The sequence below is a fragment of the Candidatus Mycosynbacter amalyticus genome (assembly GCF_025273655.1).
Classification (GTDB): domain Bacteria; phylum Patescibacteriota; class Saccharimonadia; order Saccharimonadales; family Saccharimonadaceae; genus Mycosynbacter; species Mycosynbacter amalyticus.
The window spans coordinates 957,983-975,419 of the sequence record NZ_CP045921.1; the positions used below are offsets into that span (position 1 = coordinate 957,983).

The following is a 17,437-nucleotide window of genomic DNA, read 5'->3' on the forward strand; positions in this document are numbered from 1 at the left end:
GCCGCTACGCATATGGAGTGACGTTACCAGAATTCTTGCGCAGGTACGCACGGAGTATTTTGTACGTATCGATATCAAATCCGTTCGACAGGCGCTCTAGCGTCGGCTCGAACTCATGATGCATGATACCCTCTATCACCCACTGATCCACGATGAGTGATTTGAGCTCGCTGATCTTCACAGCGATTTTAGTCTTGAACGGCCACACTTCGATACGTGAACGACCGAGCGCGAACTCTGCCCGTTCATTGTACCCCGACGGCAGTTCTTCGCCGCCACATGCACCCTTACACAGCCCTAGTTGATAGCGGAAACAGTAGCTTTTTGCCTTCTCGAGCCCCATGAGCTTCGGACATAGCTGATACGTACGCGTCAGACTCTCGAGTGCCGCCTTTGCTTTTGCGCGGCTGGTGTAGACGCCATAGACTTTGTCGAGGTCGGTCACATCAGATAAGTCGCGGTTTTCTATGGCGATGGTCAGGTAGCCATGATCGTCGTACTTCTTCAGCAATACAGACTGAGTGGTTTTGCGGCGGAGCAGGCGATTGAATGTCGGCTGAAGTTCTTTTACCTTGGCAGATTCGAGCAGCAGCGCTTCTATCTCCGTATCCGTCTGCTCATACGACACATTGAAGCTACGCTGGGAGATCTTCATTTCTTTTGCCACCTTGGTATCATTTGCGAAGTGCGACATCACCCTGCTGCGGATATTGACACTTTTGCCGACGTACAGCGGCGTACCCTCTTCATCTTCAAATATGTAGATACCTGGAGCAGTAGGGAGGTGCGCGAACTTGGTCTCGTCGAGATTGGGCGGTAGCGTCTTGGTCTTCATCTGCAGGGCGACGTTTGCGAGGAACGCGTCACGGCCCTTCTCAGATATGGCTAATCTGGTGAATTCGTAAATCGCCCGCGCGTCGTCGTATGCCCTATGCCTATCCTCTACCACTATGCCGTGCCGATTGATAATCTTCTCGAGACTGTGGCCTTTGTGCTCTGGATACATGCCTCGTGACATACGGACCGTGCAAAAAAGCTTTGGCTTGTAATCATGGCCAAGTGCGGCAAAATGCGAGCGAAAAAACGAATAATCGAACCGTACGTTGTGCGCCACGAATATCGCTCCGTCGAGTATCTCCCGTAGCTCACTAGCAATATCTTCGAAGTAAGGAGCATGAGTGAGGTCGCTGTTCTTGATACCCGTCAGCCGTTCGATCCAGACAGGTACGCCAGTGCCGGGATTGACCAGGCTTTTGTACTCACGTACCACCTGACCCTCTTCGACCCGAATCAAGCCGACTTCAATAATCCGTCCCGACGGGCCGTTTCCTCCATTTGTTTCTATGTCTACGAAGACTGTGGGTTCGGAGAACATGTATTATTATTTTACCAAGAATTGCTGAGAGTCTCCTGGCAAGAAAAAACGACCACGCAAGGTGATCGGTTTTTCTTGGTAGCACCGACAAGAATTGAACTTGTGACCTCAGGCTTATGAGTCCTGCGCTCTAACCAACTGAGCTACGGTGCCGCAAATACAGACGTTATTGTAACAGATATACTGTACTTTTTCTACCCTAGGCCCGTTGATACAGTTTCCAGAAAATCAGCGCTGCACCAGCTATGAGCGCCAATGTGCCGATAGCGACACCGAGGCCTTGCGTAATCCCGCCGAGGATCGTATCAGCGGGCAACCACCCCAGCTGGCCGAAGATGTAGTTCCAGTCATGCTGCACCGTCTCGCCCGGCCCTATGAGCGTTAGGGCTTGGGTACGGGCATCTGCCATATAGCGGCCTACACTTCGAAGTGCCAGCATGAGCCAAAGCGCTGCAAAGACCGCAGCGAAATACGATCTATACCGCAGACATGCCCACAGAAGCAGCACGGTAAACGCAATCTCGCCCACTGACCCCGCCATCGCTACCAGCAGACTCGGCAGAAACATCACGACTAGATGCGACGCCTCGTGCACACCAAACTGTACAAAATACATACCGCCCACCAATATGTTGGTATTTGTTGCTACGTCGAACTGGAGTATCTGCCACCACAAGTACGCAAACAAAACCCACCCGACAACGTACAGCCAGGTGGGCAAGGGGAGAAGGCTACTCGCGGATTTCATAGCCTCTACTGTAGCATAAGTGTTATGCGGCTAGGTCGAGATCGCTCTGAGCAAGTTCGTCGAAGCCCTCGCCTAGCGTCACGTCTTGCATAGCACTGCTACCGAGTTTTGCCGTCACGAAGTCTAGCCGACGACGAGTTTCTACCCTATCAATATCTACTGTTTCCTGCGCCGGGGTATCAATAGCAATACCTCGCTGTTCGAATTCGAGCATGTAGCGTTGTTCCTTTTGTTTGTGTTATGTTCTAATATGCTTATATTAGCATAAACATCATAAAATTGCAATACCTTTCGACCACATTTTTGACTACTGTTGCACGCTTATGCTATAAATAAGCGTGAGGATTACTCAAAACAGACATATATGACAGACATCACCGCGCTTTCGATCGTGTGCCTCGCCGCATTGATCCATGCCAGTTTCCAGCTCAGCATCAGCACGCTCACGCTTATGAGTGGCCATGCGCTTGGTAGCGGACGCTCACACACTCGCCTCGTCAGCTTACTTGGTGGCTTCACGGCGGGCGCTGCCACCATGACGACATTGCTCATCTGTACGCTTGGTTTCTTGCTCGGCTACTTACTTAGCGGCGAACATGTACCTCAGGTACTCTGGGCTGCAGCTTGCGGGCTGCTGTTCGGTGTTGGCGTAGCCGTGTGGCTATTCTATTATCGGCGCGGCAAAGGGACTATACTATGGCTTCCCCGTCAGACCGCCGAATTCTTAGCCGAACGCAGTAAGAAGACGCACAATGCCGGCGAAGCGTTTGCACTCGGCCTCGCCAGTGTATTCGGCGAACTGCTGTTTATCTCGGCACCGCTGCTTGTATCTGTCCTCGTGCTCCTACCGCTATCACCCGACATGCAGCTGCTTGGTATCGTCCTCTATGTCGTCATCTCCATGCTCTCGCTTCTCACTGTGGCGGTACTCGTGAGTGGCGGACACAAACTCAGCACTATCCAACGCTGGCGTGAAACCAACAAAACATTCCTGCAGTTTGCCGCTGGCACTGCGCTCTTCATCCTTGGTTTTTATCTCTATGTCAACGAAGTGCTCGTGACGCCCGTCATGACGAGTGGTGGCATCTCATGAGCGGTAGCGGTAAGGCCATCGATATCGTCAAACGTAGTGGCAAGCGCCCTACCGAAGCGTTCGACCGCGGCAAGCTCCATGCAAGCGTCAAAGCCGCCTGCCTAAGTGTGCGCGATCACGATGGCGCCGCCACCGATACTGCAGACAAGGTCTGCGATGCCGTGCTCATCTGGCTCGACATTCGTCCAGAAGTAACGAGTCATGACATCCGTCGCGTCGCCAGCAAGCACTTGATTCGCTACCATCCAGAGGCCGCCTACATCTACGAGCATCATAGGTATACAATATAAACAGGGGACCACTGATATGGCCAAAAAACCAAAATTTGATTTCGATCTCATCGTCATAGGCACTGGCGCCGGCGGCAGTGCGGCCGCGACTATTGCAGCCCGCGAAGGCCTGCGCGTAGCCGTAGTGGAGGCAGATACATTCGGTGGTGACTCACCCAACTGGAGTGACGTGCCTACCAAGGCGCTTCTCCATGCCGCCCAGCTCTACGACGAGGCTCGCCACGGCGCTCGCTTCGGTCTGCGCTCGAGCGCTATGAGCTACAATTATCCTAGCATTCGTGCCTGGAAAGAACTTGCAGTGCGCCGCACCGGCGCCGGCGGCAACCGTAAGTACTATGAAAACGAAGGTATCGCCACCTTCCATGGTCAAGCACATTTCCTCTCACCCAACGAGATTAGCGTGAGCCGTCGCCACATTTCCGCCGAGCACTTCTTGGTGGCTACCGGCTCCGAGTGGACACTACCAGATATCCAGGGCCTCGACCTCGTCAATTACCTGACACCCCGCACTATTCTGGAGGCAATTCGCCCGCCCAAAACACTCTATATCATTGGCGGTGGATCCATCGGCGTCGAGATCGCACAGCTCATGGCTATCTTTGGTACCAAGGTCTATATCGCAGATATCGCTGGCCGTTTGCTTCCCCACGAGGACGAAGATGTCGGCAAACTCATGGAACATCTGCTGAGTACCCAAAAAGGTACGACAGTACTTACCCAGACGCGCACCCTGGCAGTTGAAAAAGAAAACATTGCCAAACGCGTCACTTACACTCGCGGTGGCGTAGAGCACAGTGTACGCGTAGATGAAGTGTTGGTGGCAGCTGGTCGCATGCCGGCAGTGGACCTAGGACTCGAAAATGCCGGTGTCGTGTATACCCCAAAGGGGATTGACGTCAACGAGCACCTCCAGACAAGTGCCAAGCATATCTACGCCGCTGGCGACGTACTGGGTCGCAGCAACAGCTTTACCCACACCGCCCTGCTTGAGAGCCGTATCGCTGCGCATAACATCCTGCACAAAAACAAAGCCACCCCAGACTACACCGCAAGTCCTCGCCTCACCTTTACCTTCCCGGGTATCGCCTCGGTTGGGTTGGGTGAAAATGAGTGCCTCAAACGCGATCTGCAGGTCAAAGTAGGTATCAGCCCACTCAATATCATTGCCCGTAGCAACACAAGTGACTTCCGTGATGGTTTCGTCAAAATTATCGCCGACAAAAAAGGCACGATCATCGGTGCTACCGTCGTGGCACCACACGCCGCCGAGATCATCCACGAACTCGCGCTTGCAGTACGCTATGAACTTACCGCAGCCGAAGTCGCCAACACTCCTCATGCGTTCCTGAGTTGGAGCGAAGCGGTTCGAGTAGCGGCGTCGCGTATCCGCGTATAGCCAGAAAGGAGGCAGACTTGGCTCATATTTATCCATATACCTATTTTGGCAACCAACTTGTTAGCCACGCAGACGCCAAACTGTCCGTTGCCAGCTCTGCCGTTCTCTATGGACTCAGTGTGTACACTGTATTTCATGTTACCGTACATAACGGCCGATACCTCGCATTTCGCCTTGAAGATCACTACAGACGCCTTGTACACTCGTGCAATATTATCGGCATCGACACATTTAGTGAAGACTGGCCATACGAAGCGTTTCGAAGTGCCATGACTAAGCTACTACACAAAAACATCCCTACCGGAAACGTCTTCGTGCGTGCGTCATTTCATATCGATACCGAGCTGCCCGGCACTCGCTCACGCGGACTCGCGGCAGTCTTGAGTGCATTCGTTTACGATGCTGACCCTATTTTGCCGACCGACAACATAAAACTCGGCGTGAGTTCATGGCGCAGAACACCAGACATCTCTATCCCCGCTCGTGCAAAGGTAAACGGAGGATATGTAAACTCGGTACTCGCTCGTCAAGCTGCGCTAGACCAGGGATATGATGACGCAATTTTTCTCGACGAGAACGGGCATGTTACCGAACTCAGCGCCGCAAATATCTTTATCGTCCGAGACGGCACTCTCATCACACCTGGACAAAGTGCTGATATACTCGAGGGTATCAACCGCCGCACGATTATCGAACTAGCTACGCAGGAAGGTATTAGTACGCAAGAGCGTCCCCTCGACAGAACCGAGTTATATATCGCCAACGAAATATTCGTAACAGGCACCAGTGCGTTTATCGCCCAGGTCGAGTCGGTCGATGGACGGCCCATCGGTCCCGCACACCCCATTACCGACAGACTACGTCCGCTCTACCAGTCCGCTCTGACCAACCCCGACAGTGTCTATCTGGATGAATTATTGTAGAGGAGTTGCAGATAAGCTGGTTTTTTGATATGATAGGATTCGTATCGCGGGGTAGAGCAGCTCGGTAGCTCGTCGGGCTCATAACCCGAAGGTCGTTGGTTCAAATCCAACCCCCGCTACCAAGAAAAAAGACAGTCACGTAGACTGTCTTTTTTCTTTTACCTCTTTCCTATCTTAGTCAATCGCCACACTACAAATATAATCAGCAATATACCGAGGAAAAGCGGGGCAAGGAACGTGTAGTCACGTAGGAAGTACAGCACCGCCAGCACCACGGAGATGACACCCCACCACATCGCCCACGCTTTGCGTAGTACAGCTCCGGCGATCAGCACCACCAGATGCTCCACCAGGAATAGCATCGGATAGCCCGGCTCTCCCATGAACGCATAAATACCAGTCGAACCTGTCACTAAGCTCAGTGCCACGATAGCCCGTGGCTTGTAATTATCGCTGCGCCACCACGCCATGAGCGCAATCGTGACAGCCCACCAGTGTCCGTACACCACCAGATTCGTCTCTGGGATGAGCACCGACACCATGCGCTGCACGGCAAATGTACCGACATATACCGCCGTCTCCATATGATCTCGTTTGCCTTCCAAATAGCCTTGGATCGCAAACGCCACTGCGCCGACAAAGAGTGAGCCGACTGCAGCCAGCACGAACTCTATCTCTGTAGCAAAAAGACCTGCAAATGTGCTGAAACCCAACGCAACGAATACTGATAGCAGCGATACCCATTGCCGCCAGCTATCCTTGTGATCATGCATAAACCAATACACCAGGTAGAACACCGCTGCAGCGACCCACATAGTACCATGCACTTGCCAGTTTGGATCAAACTCAAGCCAATACCACAATGCACTCAGCATGCCGACAAATACGAGATTGCCCACCACCAGTAGAGCTGGTAGCTTCTCGAGACATGAGCCTATCCACAGCACAGCCGTCAACACCGCAAGTGCAAGCGTAAACCAACCCATGCCAGCCTGCCAGGCCGTCACCAGCGCCAGTACCGGATAGCCGAAGTAGACGAGCTGCCCCAGCTGCTGCAATACCGAACCTGGTGTGCGCACGATTTGACGCAGCGCCAAACCAGCTAGACCCGCCGCCAGCAACACGAGTGTTGCCGCTCGTGTCACGACAAGCTCAGAACCTATGACGGTAAAGACCAGACTGGCTAGCACCGCAGCACCAGTACAGGCGAGAAGATTGCGGCGCTCATTCTCTCGGTTGAAGTGATGTATCCAGGCACCCACAGCTAGAAGCGCTGCGCTAATAGTCGCCGCCACAAACAGTTGCCATTCGCTCCCTATCGATGACTCATATACCCATGCAGCGACAGATATGATTCCGAAAAATGCACCCATCAACTCTACAACCACCGCTCGGAGTAAATACGACAGCGTCACAAATAGTCCGGCTGTCAGAAGTGTTGTCCAACCGATCGTCACCCCTTCGTACGACAGCGCGCCACTCATTGACACTAGAAGTGCGTATACCGCAACCGACGCAGTGAGCATAGTTTGCACGCTCACTGATTTGCCGATCGCCCGCACTCGCTCAAGCCCCATGAGTGCAAACAGCGCCAGTATAGTAAATCCACCCGCCAACACCTCATACGACAACGCCGGATCCACAACAAATCGGCCAAGCACATAGGGGAGTAGTGCAGATGCAGCCAGTCCGATATACGCCCAGCCCGCCTCGCGAAGTCTTAGTGTCGCGCCAAGTGCCGTGAGCCCGATTACCGTCAGTGCGCCGGCCGTCCAGCGCGTCGCATGAGTATCGGTCACCCACCAGCACATACTGGAGAGCATCAGCGCAAACGAACCAATCAAAAATACTCGCTCAAGTTGCGCGGCCTGCTCGTCACCATGAGGTCGGACTCGCAGCAGACTATAGGTCGCCTGCCCAGCAGCCAGGCCAAGCATCCATGCGCCAAACCATGTTGCAGCTCCCTCGACGCCCCTAGTCACACCAGTGATGTCGGCGGCTATGATCAGTAATGTGATATGCGCGAGGACTCGTACGATCATCTCATAAAGCAGCTCACGCTTTTCGAGCCACACTACCAGATAGTGTGCCGTCGCCACACCATAGAGTACTTCATACATATACAGATCCATCTCACTCGCCACCAGTAGGCTGGCTACCAACGCGACCGGTGTCGTCAATTGCCCTGTCTGTTCTACTGGCCGCGCAAAGATATCCGGTAGCAGCTTCGGCCACAAAATATGCAAGCTGTTGCACAGCAGCGACACGCCGATCGTGACAATGAAGTACCATACGAGTGACAAACTTAGTGTCGACACAGCAGACAACGCAAGTGACAGTACAAAAGCCATCGTGAGATACGATACCAGTTCGCTCTGGAGACGCATCGCCGCATATGCGTACGCCCCTAATCCTACCAGCGACGTAATCAGCCAAGCCATCTCGCCCGACAGCCCACCTAGCGATGTCAGTGCGAATCCGATGAACGGTAGTATGGCAAGCCCTGTGCCTACGAATGCCACCGCAGCTGGACGTAGGCGCTCAGAATTGCGATACAACACTAGTCCACTAATGTAGAAGGCTGCTGTGACAAAAATGAGCGAGAAGAGCTTCACTCCTGCAGGCATCACCAGCGTCACAAACAGTGCTGCTGCTGCCACAATGAGGAAGCTCGCCACATACAAGAGAATGTTGAGATTTTGCAACGTCTCTTTTTGTTTGCGTGCTGCCACATCCGCTTCGCTCAGCACCGGCTGCGAGGCCGCGACAGATGCCGCTACTGGTTGTGTGGCATACTCACCATCATATTCATCGACCCCCTCCGGGATGATACCGAGCTCTTCTCGGCGCTCCGTCCGTCCTGCCTCATCACGGCCTACCCCATTTCCTTCGTCAACTAGTTGCTGCAAGCTATTCTTGCTAAGTGTATTGCTATGCAGTAGCTCAGACACTTTGTCACCAAATGCCCGATACCCGTCCCAGTAACCTTGTCCGTAATCAGCACTTTGCTGTGTGCCTTTTGACTTCGAACGCGCACTTAGCCATAAGCAGAAAAATATCAGCGCCAGCACAAACCACAAAAAACTCACCAATTATCCCCCGTTTCGTTTACGCTTATCTTAGCGTATTTTCAGTCCACTGGCTAGACTTACTCGCTGCGAACATTACCGCCAAAGAGGAAGTTACCCCACTGGCTCAGGTTGCTCGGTTTGGGTGATTCGATGGTCTTGCCTGCGTCTGCTCTATCAGAGTCGGCCGCAGCAGACGAATTTGCTGGCAGCACAAGCACCTTCTCGCCAGGGTCTCCATAACCCAGGCGCTCCCGCACGGCCAATTTCTTGTACTCCTCGCTCTGCAGATAGCGCTGCTCGTACTCGAGTGTCTTTGCCTCTAAATCGGCTACTTCGGCTTGGCGCGTCTTGTCTTCGACGACCTTGCGTAGCTCATAGTTCTTTTGCATAGCCTGCACCGATCCCCAGATAAACCATACTATCGCAATACCCACTAGTACCACTGTCAAAATCTCTCGCGTAGGGTAGCGGTAGCGAACATGGTAGATGAAGCGGCGTAGAGAAGTATTCATAAGCGTTTACAGATGTCATTATAGCCTAAAACCCACAGCTGCGCTATAATATAGCAAGCTGTGGGGGCGTAGCTCATCGGTTAGAGCAGGCGGCTCATAACCACTTGGTAGTTGGTTCGATTCCAACCGCCCCCACCAGAGTGTTCTGACTCGAACCGATGCCCGAAAGGATGTCGGCGAGGGATAGGGCTAGATCAAAAGAAAACGAGTCGTCACCTATAGCTACCGAGGCCTCCGCAAGGGGGTCTCGGTGCGTATCGAACTCTGCGCGGCCACCTTGTAATGTCGGCTGTTGCGGGTTGGCGAAGTGACCCGGCCTACCTAATCTTTCTCAGGTTCCTCTGTCGCTCGTCTGAACGTACGCCGATACCAAATTGTTGACGCGCTTCATAGATGATACTTTTAGCTACAAGATCGACTTCTGCGTCTTCAAATCCCGCCGCCAGGAGCTCCTGTTCTTTCAGAATCGGCTGCAACATAGCACGCTCCTCAATGGGCGTATACTGGCCATTGATCGCTGCTCGTTCTGCCACATAATCCACATCAAAATAGCGAGGCTCGATTTCTCGTCGGAGATACGGCGTAGCAACTGCCTTTTTCATACCTTCGCCACGATTATGCCGCGCATACATGTCGGCGACCGCCTGTACAGCGAGCCTGCGCGCAGCAAGTGGCACGCTAACTCCATGCTTCACCTCATCCTCTAGTACTTTGGGGCTGACACCAGCACGCACGAAAGGATATTCATGTCCGTAGTCCTCGCCATCTCCAGCAGCATCGCCATAATCGTGACGTAACGGCTCGTCGAAGAGACTGGGATGAAAATCATGTGTTACAGACTCTTTTCTCATAGCTTTTATTATATCACACTTATGCATATAAATCAATCTGCCGTACTTCTCTCGCAACCAAAAATCCCTACCGCGGGAGGTAGGGATTCTATTTGGCACCTGTTTGTTTGATACTACTATAGCACCATGGCAGGCGTAAGCACAAGCGTATTTTTTACTTGTCTTTTTTAGATACGGTCAAGAAGCCGTTACGTGGGTTTTCTTTGACTACGCGATCTTCTGGCAGGTCTACTGGTTCACCTTTTTCGTTGACTTCCTTCTTTGCGAAGAAATAGATAGTCTGCGTTTTACCGCCGCGGAGGGTTACTTCTGATTTGTGCAGGTAGTAAGTAACGCCTTTTGAGTTAGTGTGACTGTAAGCCATAAGAATGATACCTCCTATTTAGAACATCTTATACAGCTAGGGTATCTCTAGTGCGTATCTGTTGTCAACAGTTAGATGTCTTGGTATTTACTCTTTAAGAGCAAACGTAACACACCAAGCGCGAATACGCGACCAATAATCACCGCTACAATCACGACACATATCAAGAGTGAAAAGCCGGCAAAATCAGGTGACCAAAGTGGCGAAGTGAAGACAAAACGATACTTCTCTGTATCGGGCATCTTGACCTGCGAAACTGGATCGTGACCAGGGGCGTACTTGGCATATTCACGCGCAAAACATTGCACATAACCCTGATTGTAACCAGAAAACTGCGGCTTGCAGATTGCATCTACTTTAGCGTTGATCACTTCACCGCTTTCGCCGCTTGCTGCCGCCTGCTGCACAAGCGCTGCTTTGTCACGCTCATACTGTGCTGACAAATATACATCGTTTTGACTGGTGTTCATATGTGCACTCACATAGCGCTGCAAATCGAGCACGCGGTTGCGGGTGGCCTCGGCATTGCCCTGCTTGTCGGCAGCAATTACCGCATCGCGGCGCTGCACCATACCGACATTGTTGAGCCGCAGAAATGTCGCCGACACAAATCCCATAAGTATCAACAAAACCACCAACTGCCAGGTTTTCACTCGCTGGATGTTTTTGATCGTTCGCCGAACTGTGCGCTTCTGTGCCACTCTTGTAGAATTCCCACCATTATACTTCTGGTCTAGTATACCAAACTACTTGCTACGTCGATAGAGAGGGAAATTGGCAAACGAGATAAATAGTGTGAGCGCGGCCGCTGCAAAAAATGCGGCGCTAAGTGCCGCTTGTGCCTGCAGCACCAACAGGAAACCGAGTAATATAAGTGATATAAACATGGATCCAAGATTAAGCGTCATCTCGATTAACAGTAAGTAGGCGATGCGATGCCCCGAACGATCTGCAAGATCGAACATACCGCGAATAAACGCCATGGTATACCCTGTCGTTGCTGTTTCATTAATCACATTGGCAAGCGCCGCCGAAACAGGTGTGTAGATGAAGGGCCTGATAGCATGTGTAAATGAATTAGCAATTGTCGCATAGCGCAGCAACTCACCGCCACGCCGCCTGTCGATCAGCACGCCGTACATCTGCGATGCGATGAAGCCGACAAACAGCGTCACAGTAGCGAGACCACCGATCTGTGCATATACCGAGGATCCGGAGCTTGCAAACACCACAACAGTGAGAAACAACGGCCACAGCACGATAGAGGTGGTATTGTCGAGCCCCACGCCTACATTTGCCACCAAGCTGCGCCATGTCTCGCGCCACGGAAAACCTCGAAATGACAATTTCTGACCCACGCGAACTGGCTCAGCAGTACGCAGGAGTGGAAGTGCCGCCACCAAGAAAAGTCCCGCAGCTAGCCACATAGTCAACTCTGGTGATGCCAGCCAGGCGATCACCCCACCGATGAGCGGGCTTACGCCGGCTGCGATTTTGTCCATAATGTTCATGAAGCTGATTTCTTTTCCTGCGTGGTCGATATGTTTCACTTTTGAGAAGTCGACCAGATGGCAGATGCCATATAGGCTGATCGATGTACCCTGGCAGATCGTGAAAATCACAAGCGCCCACTCACCGATGTGAGGCAGCAACGGCAGCGCTACTAGTGAGGGAATCGCTAGGAGATTTGCTACTAGCATGCCGTGCTTGGGACCAATACGTGCCGTTAACAGTGCCGCCGGCGTAGAGACAAAGAGTTTGAAAGCAAAATACAGCGAATAGAACGTCGCAATATATACCAGGGAATAGCCGCTTTTAAACAGAAACACTGCCACGAAGACAGACACCAGTGAATTCGCAGTCATACGCAGCAAACGCGCCGCATATAGCTCCGCCACTTCACTAAATGTCGCATAACGCCAGAAATGCCGACGCAGCAGTAGACGGTGGATAACAGATTGAATCATGTGTTTGTGTTGCCCTTTTACCCTGTTTCTGCCTCTATTACACCACAGTTGGCCAGAGAAGCGCAAGTGGTATACTAGACTTAATGCATATTTATTTCTCTGGCATAGGTGGTGTAGGACTTGGTCCACTGGCGCAGATGGCACTCGATGCAGGCCACAAAGTCGTTGGCTCAGATATGGCCGCTGGTCTCACTACCGATGAGCTCGGTGCGCTTGGTATCCAGGTACGTGTTGGTAAGCAAGACGGTACGTTTTTACGTCACACACACGAAGCAACCCCTATCGATCTTTTTGTCTACACTGCAGCGCTACCCGTAGATCACCCAGAGCTCATCGCAGCACGCGAACTCGGTATCCGTAGCGTTAAACGCGACGGACTTCTCCGGCAACTCATCCAAGACAGTGATCAGAAGCTTATAGCCGTCGCAGGCACCCATGGCAAAACCACTACTACTGGCATGCTCGTGTGGGTGTTTCGCGAGCTTGGCATTCCAGTGAGCTACAGCGTTGGCAGTCAACTCAGTTTCGGTCCAAGCGGTCATTTCGACCCTAGCGCTCAGTATTTCATCTACGAGTGCGACGAGTTTGATCGCAATTTCCTGCAGTTTCATCCCGCCATCAGTGTCATCGTGTCGGTCGATTATGACCACCCAGACACGTATCCCACCGAAACTGAATACAAGTCAGCGTTTCGCCAGTTTATCCGCCAATCAAAAGCAAGCATACTATGGCAAACTGATGCGGATTATATCGATACTCGCGACCCAGTTGCTTGGTGTTTACAGAAAGATGAAGTTTTGCCTATCAAACTCGCGGGCGAACATAATCGTCGTAATGCGACGCTGGTTATGAAGGCTTTCGAGCGTATGGGTGTAGGTGAGAACAAAGAGTTGCGCGACGTTATCAATCATTTCCCGGGCACTATCCGCCGCTTCGAACGCCTAGCGGACAACTTGTATAGTGATTACGGCCACCATCCTACAGAAATTGCCGCAACCTTGCAGATGGCGCGTGAACTCTGTGACCATGTCGTACTCATCTACCAACCGCACCAAAACATCCGCCAACACGAAATACACGATCAATACGTAGATGAAATTTTTAAAGACGCCGATGATATCTACTGGCTCCCCACTTATCTCTCTCGTGAAGACCCAGCACTAGAGATTCTCACACCCAAACAGCTCACCGCACAACTTGCGCCCACTAAACTACACCTGGCTGAATTCGACGAGACACTCTGGAGCGAAATCACCCGTCACCGCAATGCCGGCCACTTAGTGCTCTGCATGGGCGCCGGTTCGATCGATGGATGGGTGCGCGCGAAACTTGAATCATGAAAAGGAAAGTCTACTTCGCATGCTCGATTCGTGGTGGTGGCGACACATCACTCTACCAGCAGATAGTAGATGCGATCAAGGCAGCGGGCGGTGACGTGCTCAGCGAAGTATTCGTACACGACGCCATCAACTACGGAGGTAGTCTCTACCGGCTGACGAAATATATGCACGTGACACGCAGATGATTTACGATAGCGATGTCATGATAGCCGAAGTCACAAATCCATCGCTTGGAGTAGGCTATGAACTTGCGTATGCCGAAAAACTCAATACACCGATTCTATGTTTGTTTAAAAAAGACAGTGAACGCAAACTATCTGCCATGGTATCTGGTAATCGCTACAATGTTATAGAGTATATAGAGCCACACGACATCGAGCCGGCTGTCGCACGGTTTATCGGCACAAACATATCACACTAGTATAGCTCGGAATTTCTGTGTGGTATCAACGCGCCGACCACACCCATCATGAAGCCTTCTTCGCGCTTCAGAACGTCACCGGTCAATATACCGACAGCACCATTTGACTGCTTAGAATTGGTTGTGCCAAACACAATATCATCCGCCTCGCCCAACTCCATACCACCAGCCACAAGTTCGGCAACTTTTGGTGGCAGGTACACGGTATTTGTCATCGATTTTCCTTCAAGCCCATCGCGGTCACGAGCCACCACCCAACCGCTTACGGCCATGTCGCTTCCGTGCAAGTCTACGCCGCCCTCAAGCCCTACCCAGTAGTCCGCATCTGGATACTCAGTCTGCGCATTGTCTACTCTATTTCGTGCACCCGTGAGTGTCTCGTCAAAAGTCAGTGGCTGATCACGTACGCCAGATGGCACAGAAACACCTTCGACATCAACTACATGTTCGTTTGGAAACATCTGTTCAAACCCAAGGCGGACAGCATTTATTTTGACAGGATTTTTGGACGCAACGATTATCTTCATAGTTCTATTGTACTGCGATCGTCCAAGATATGTGAGTTATAGTTCGACATCGTACTCGCCAAAGAAAAAATCATCTCCGAAAAAACTACGCGTCACGATTTGCTCGACCGCAGGAGCAAGGTCGTAGTCGGACAGTTTGAGTGGCGCGCACCATTTGATATCTGCTGATTCTTCGTATTCGTCAAGTTCGAACCGGCAGACATGCACCAGAGTCGACGATAGTAACTCGTCCTGAGTTTTGACACGAATATATGCGTCGCCGACATGTCTTGGCGCGGTAGATTTAAGGTCTAATTTTTCGTACGCTTCGCGTCGTGCTCCAGCCAGTACCGATTCATCATCGATATGGACCTTACCGTATGGCAATGTCCATGTATCGATATACGGCTGCTTAGTGCGTCTCTGTAGCAGTACATGACCGTAGCCATCTTGTATGAGGAGCATAGTGATCATCTTCGGCTGGCGACGAACGAATAATTTGTCCGCGTTGACCCGGTCGACATAGCTCAGTCCCAGCGGCGAAAGAGTGTACCCACCCTCTATCTTTTCGACAAACTTATGTTGCTGCAACAGCTTGAGGTGATAGCTAAAAAGATTCGTGTCAGTACGTGGTGGTCGAAGATCACGAAACCGTACAGTTTTCTGATGCAACAATACCGACAAGATGTGTTTTTGGATATGATGCGTAATTGTTTGCTCAAACATATTTGACTCAAATTATACTTACTAGATGTATCTACTATAGCGCGATATTATGATTATATCATCTGTAATATACAAATAAGGAGGATGTGTATTATGTCAGAAAAAATCCATACTCAAGATAGTTTTGACCAAATATACAACGAAACTGAAAAAGTCTATGTGCCGCGCACGCCAGAGCTACTAGACAAGTTTCGCAGCATCGCACCGAAACGTATTTTGCAGCCGTATCTCAGTGACACTACCGAACCTTACAGCTTGCGACTTCGTAGCACCACAAAATCCGGCACGAAAAAATACGATGCCACGCTCAAAACAGCTGGTCAGATAACAGCTGCAGGCAAAAGCCGTAGCGAATTCACTGGAGGTCTCAGCGATGAGCGATTTAACTACTATACTGCAGGCGATTTGCCGACCGTTCGCAAAACCCGTGTCTCACCTATGGAGTCAATCGACATCGACTTTTTCGATGATGGCGACACATGGGTAGAGAGCGAAAATCCCGAAGCATGGACGCGTTTTCTCGACCATCACCGGTTCGACACCGATGACTTCGTAGATATGACAGGTCATGCTCCGGACAACGAGCTACGTGCACATGTACTCTATCGGCGCGAGCATGGCGGACGAAACGCGTTCGCGACGTATCGCCCGTTTGATACCGACATAGCACTCGACGCCATCTTGCCATATGCAAAAAGCCGTATACAGTTATCACGCGGTAGACTACCGGTCGTACGCATCACTGGACGATCGGGCTCTGGCAAATCCCACCATCTCTCAGTGTTACGCGAAGAACTCAAATCACATGACGTTGACTCATACGTTATCTCGATAGATGACTACAATATCGGAATGAAAAAACTCCTGGCCACAAATAACGGTGAGTATCCGAGAGATTTTGACCTACAAAACGTATACGACATCGAGCAAGCTCGTACCGACCTGCAGGAGTTGCTTGCAGGCCGTGCCATACGTCAGTATGCGTTCGACTGGCGCACAAGTGAACCACGGTATCTTCGTACCGTCGATGCGCCAGGTGATGGCACAGTATTATTTCTCGAAGGCATCTGGGCCAGGCACGATGCATTTGAGCGAGCAGATATTACGCTCGACATCGACACACCGCTCGCCACATCACTTGGTCAGCGTATTACACGCGATATGCGCGAGCGCGCCGAGTTTGCCGAGCCAGAGAAGAGTATGCACTACTACCTTGAACACGCCGAGCCGGCCTACCGAGCCGGCTAGCTGGAGCGTGGCCAAGTACAGTCAAAGTCGGTGGCGGGCAATGGTTGCCAGTTGGCCAAGAATTTGTCAAAAATCTCCAAGCACATCTGACGCGTATCACGCCATATATCGTCCTCAGCAATCCGCACAATTCCATCTCTCGTGAACCAGCGAATGTCTTCGGACTCGCCATCGGCAACTCGCCCGCGCGGATGCGTTTCGGCGATGAAAATATATCCCATATCTGTATGGTAATGCCCGGGCACCACGTTGTGTGTCTGTACGACGAATGGCTGCGGATGCAGCGCAACTTTGTCGAGTTTCTCTATCCTCACCACTGGCTGAAGTATCTTGAGTTCCTCTACAGAATATCCCGACTCTTCTGTCAGTTCATGTGCCATTGCCGACCAAGGTGTTTCGTCGAGTTCGACGTGACCACCCACAGGCAATAGTTTATGTAGTTTTTTGTGATTGTGAAGCATGATATATACTTCGTCTCCATCTCGGCGCAGTACGTACGCTGAGACCGTCTGGTCGATCTGACCAGGCTTGTCATGAATATGTCCCATTTTTTGTTCCCTCGTCTACCCTCTCACCGAGTAGAGTTTGTTTGTTTTAGCATAAACG

Annotated in this window: 20 protein-coding genes and 3 tRNA genes; 10 read left to right on the top strand and 13 right to left on the bottom strand. The window is 51.5% G+C overall.

Annotated elements, in window-relative coordinates:
- Positions 1 to 4: 4 nt before the first annotated feature.
- The 4 genes from GII36_RS05265 to GII36_RS05280 all read right to left on the bottom strand — a co-directional run bounded on the left by GII36_RS05265 (position 5) and on the right by GII36_RS05280 (position 2,337).
- Complete coding sequence (locus tag GII36_RS05265) at positions 5 to 1,375, bottom strand: exonuclease domain-containing protein (protein WP_260763199.1); 1,371 nt, start codon at positions 1,373 to 1,375, stop codon at positions 5 to 7.
- Positions 1,376 to 1,451: 76 nt separating this feature from the next.
- Positions 1,452 to 1,528 (bottom strand) — tRNA-Met (locus GII36_RS05270).
- A gap of 46 nt (positions 1,529 to 1,574) precedes the next feature.
- Entirely contained in the window at positions 1,575 to 2,123 is a 549-nt protein-coding gene (locus tag GII36_RS05275; protein WP_260763201.1) for a hypothetical protein, read from the bottom strand.
- A 22-nt stretch (positions 2,124 to 2,145) separates the two neighbouring features.
- On the bottom strand, positions 2,146 to 2,337 hold the full coding sequence (locus GII36_RS05280) for a hypothetical protein (RefSeq protein ID WP_260763203.1): 192 nt from the start codon (positions 2,335 to 2,337) through the stop codon (positions 2,146 to 2,148).
- A 150-nt stretch (positions 2,338 to 2,487) separates the two neighbouring features.
- On the opposite strand from GII36_RS05280, the gene GII36_RS05285 reads away from it, so the two are divergent.
- The 5 genes from GII36_RS05285 (at position 2,488) to GII36_RS05305 (ending at position 5,947) form a co-directional block, all read left to right on the top strand.
- Entirely contained in the window at positions 2,488 to 3,216 is a 729-nt protein-coding gene (locus tag GII36_RS05285; protein ID WP_260763204.1) for a hypothetical protein, read from the top strand.
- Complete coding sequence (locus tag GII36_RS05290) at positions 3,213 to 3,506, top strand: ATP cone domain-containing protein (protein ID WP_260763206.1); 294 nt, start codon at positions 3,213 to 3,215, stop codon at positions 3,504 to 3,506. The genes GII36_RS05285 and GII36_RS05290 overlap by 4 nt, the downstream gene beginning before the upstream one ends.
- Positions 3,507 to 3,522: 16 nt before the next feature.
- Complete coding sequence (locus GII36_RS05295; RefSeq protein ID WP_260763208.1) at positions 3,523 to 4,902, top strand: dihydrolipoyl dehydrogenase family protein; 1,380 nt, start codon at positions 3,523 to 3,525, stop codon at positions 4,900 to 4,902.
- A gap of 17 nt (positions 4,903 to 4,919) precedes the next feature.
- On the top strand, positions 4,920 to 5,825 hold the full coding sequence (locus GII36_RS05300) for an aminotransferase class IV (protein ID WP_260763211.1): 906 nt from the start codon (positions 4,920 to 4,922) through the stop codon (positions 5,823 to 5,825).
- 45 nt (positions 5,826 to 5,870) lie between these two features.
- Positions 5,871 to 5,947: transfer RNA gene (locus tag GII36_RS05305), tRNA-Met, on the top strand.
- Positions 5,948 to 5,983: 36 nt separating this feature from the next.
- Here GII36_RS05305 and GII36_RS05310 read toward each other — a convergent pair.
- Both GII36_RS05310 and GII36_RS05315 read right to left on the bottom strand, forming a co-directional pair.
- A complete protein-coding gene (locus GII36_RS05310; RefSeq protein ID WP_260763212.1) occupies positions 5,984 to 8,914 on the bottom strand; it encodes a hypothetical protein in 2,931 nt (976 codons plus the stop codon).
- Positions 8,915 to 8,973: 59 nt separating this feature from the next.
- Complete coding sequence (locus GII36_RS05315) at positions 8,974 to 9,408, bottom strand: hypothetical protein (RefSeq protein ID WP_260763214.1); 435 nt, start codon at positions 9,406 to 9,408, stop codon at positions 8,974 to 8,976.
- A 62-nt stretch (positions 9,409 to 9,470) separates the two neighbouring features.
- Between GII36_RS05315 and GII36_RS05320 the strand changes: the two genes are divergently transcribed.
- Positions 9,471 to 9,546, top strand: a tRNA-Ile gene (locus GII36_RS05320).
- A gap of 179 nt (positions 9,547 to 9,725) precedes the next feature.
- On the opposite strand, the gene GII36_RS05325 is transcribed toward GII36_RS05320, so the two are convergent.
- From GII36_RS05325 to GII36_RS05340, 4 genes are all read right to left on the bottom strand, one after another.
- Entirely contained in the window at positions 9,726 to 10,259 is a 534-nt protein-coding gene (locus tag GII36_RS05325) for a hypothetical protein (protein WP_260763216.1), read from the bottom strand.
- 154 nt (positions 10,260 to 10,413) lie between these two features.
- Complete coding sequence (locus GII36_RS05330; RefSeq protein ID WP_260763219.1) at positions 10,414 to 10,623, bottom strand: hypothetical protein; 210 nt, start codon at positions 10,621 to 10,623, stop codon at positions 10,414 to 10,416.
- A 71-nt stretch (positions 10,624 to 10,694) separates the two neighbouring features.
- Complete coding sequence (locus GII36_RS05335; protein WP_260763221.1) at positions 10,695 to 11,324, bottom strand: hypothetical protein; 630 nt, start codon at positions 11,322 to 11,324, stop codon at positions 10,695 to 10,697.
- Between the two features lie 45 nt (positions 11,325 to 11,369).
- Entirely contained in the window at positions 11,370 to 12,590 is a 1,221-nt protein-coding gene (locus GII36_RS05340) for an MFS transporter (RefSeq protein WP_260763223.1), read from the bottom strand.
- Between the two features lie 83 nt (positions 12,591 to 12,673).
- Here GII36_RS05340 and GII36_RS05345 point away from each other — a divergent pair, with 83 nt between their 5' ends.
- Genes GII36_RS05345 through GII36_RS05355 form a run of 3 tightly spaced genes read left to right on the top strand, consistent with a single transcriptional unit; the run spans position 12,674 to position 14,351 of the window.
- A complete protein-coding gene (locus GII36_RS05345) occupies positions 12,674 to 13,930 on the top strand; it encodes a Mur ligase domain-containing protein (protein WP_260763225.1) in 1,257 nt (418 codons plus the stop codon).
- Positions 13,927 to 14,115 carry a hypothetical protein gene (locus tag GII36_RS05350; RefSeq protein ID WP_260763226.1) on the top strand — a complete coding sequence of 63 codons (189 nt, stop codon included), beginning with the start codon at positions 13,927 to 13,929 and terminating at the stop codon, positions 14,113 to 14,115. Before GII36_RS05345 ends, GII36_RS05350 begins: the two co-directional genes overlap by 4 nt.
- Positions 14,112 to 14,351, top strand: coding sequence for a TIR domain-containing protein (locus tag GII36_RS05355; protein ID WP_260763228.1), 240 nt, complete (start codon positions 14,112 to 14,114; stop codon positions 14,349 to 14,351). The genes GII36_RS05350 and GII36_RS05355 overlap by 4 nt, the downstream gene beginning before the upstream one ends.
- Here GII36_RS05355 and GII36_RS05360 read toward each other — a convergent pair.
- Both GII36_RS05360 and GII36_RS05365 read right to left on the bottom strand, forming a co-directional pair.
- A complete protein-coding gene (locus GII36_RS05360; protein ID WP_260763231.1) occupies positions 14,348 to 14,878 on the bottom strand; it encodes a DUF84 family protein in 531 nt (176 codons plus the stop codon). The genes GII36_RS05355 and GII36_RS05360 overlap by 4 nt on opposite strands.
- A gap of 36 nt (positions 14,879 to 14,914) precedes the next feature.
- The gene (locus GII36_RS05365) at positions 14,915 to 15,583 is read right to left on the bottom strand and encodes an NUDIX hydrolase (protein WP_260763233.1); all 669 of its coding nucleotides are present in this window, start codon (positions 15,581 to 15,583) and stop codon (positions 14,915 to 14,917) included.
- Between the two features lie 93 nt (positions 15,584 to 15,676).
- Here GII36_RS05365 and GII36_RS05370 point away from each other — a divergent pair, with 93 nt between their 5' ends.
- Positions 15,677 to 16,831: a uridine kinase family protein gene (locus tag GII36_RS05370; protein WP_260763234.1), complete on the top strand. Its 1,155-nt coding sequence runs from the start codon at positions 15,677 to 15,679 to the stop codon at positions 16,829 to 16,831.
- On the opposite strand, the gene GII36_RS05375 is transcribed toward GII36_RS05370, so the two are convergent.
- A complete protein-coding gene (locus GII36_RS05375; RefSeq protein WP_260763237.1) occupies positions 16,828 to 17,379 on the bottom strand; it encodes an NUDIX domain-containing protein in 552 nt (183 codons plus the stop codon). The genes GII36_RS05370 and GII36_RS05375 overlap by 4 nt on opposite strands.
- Between the last annotated feature and the right edge of the window lie 58 nt (positions 17,380 to 17,437).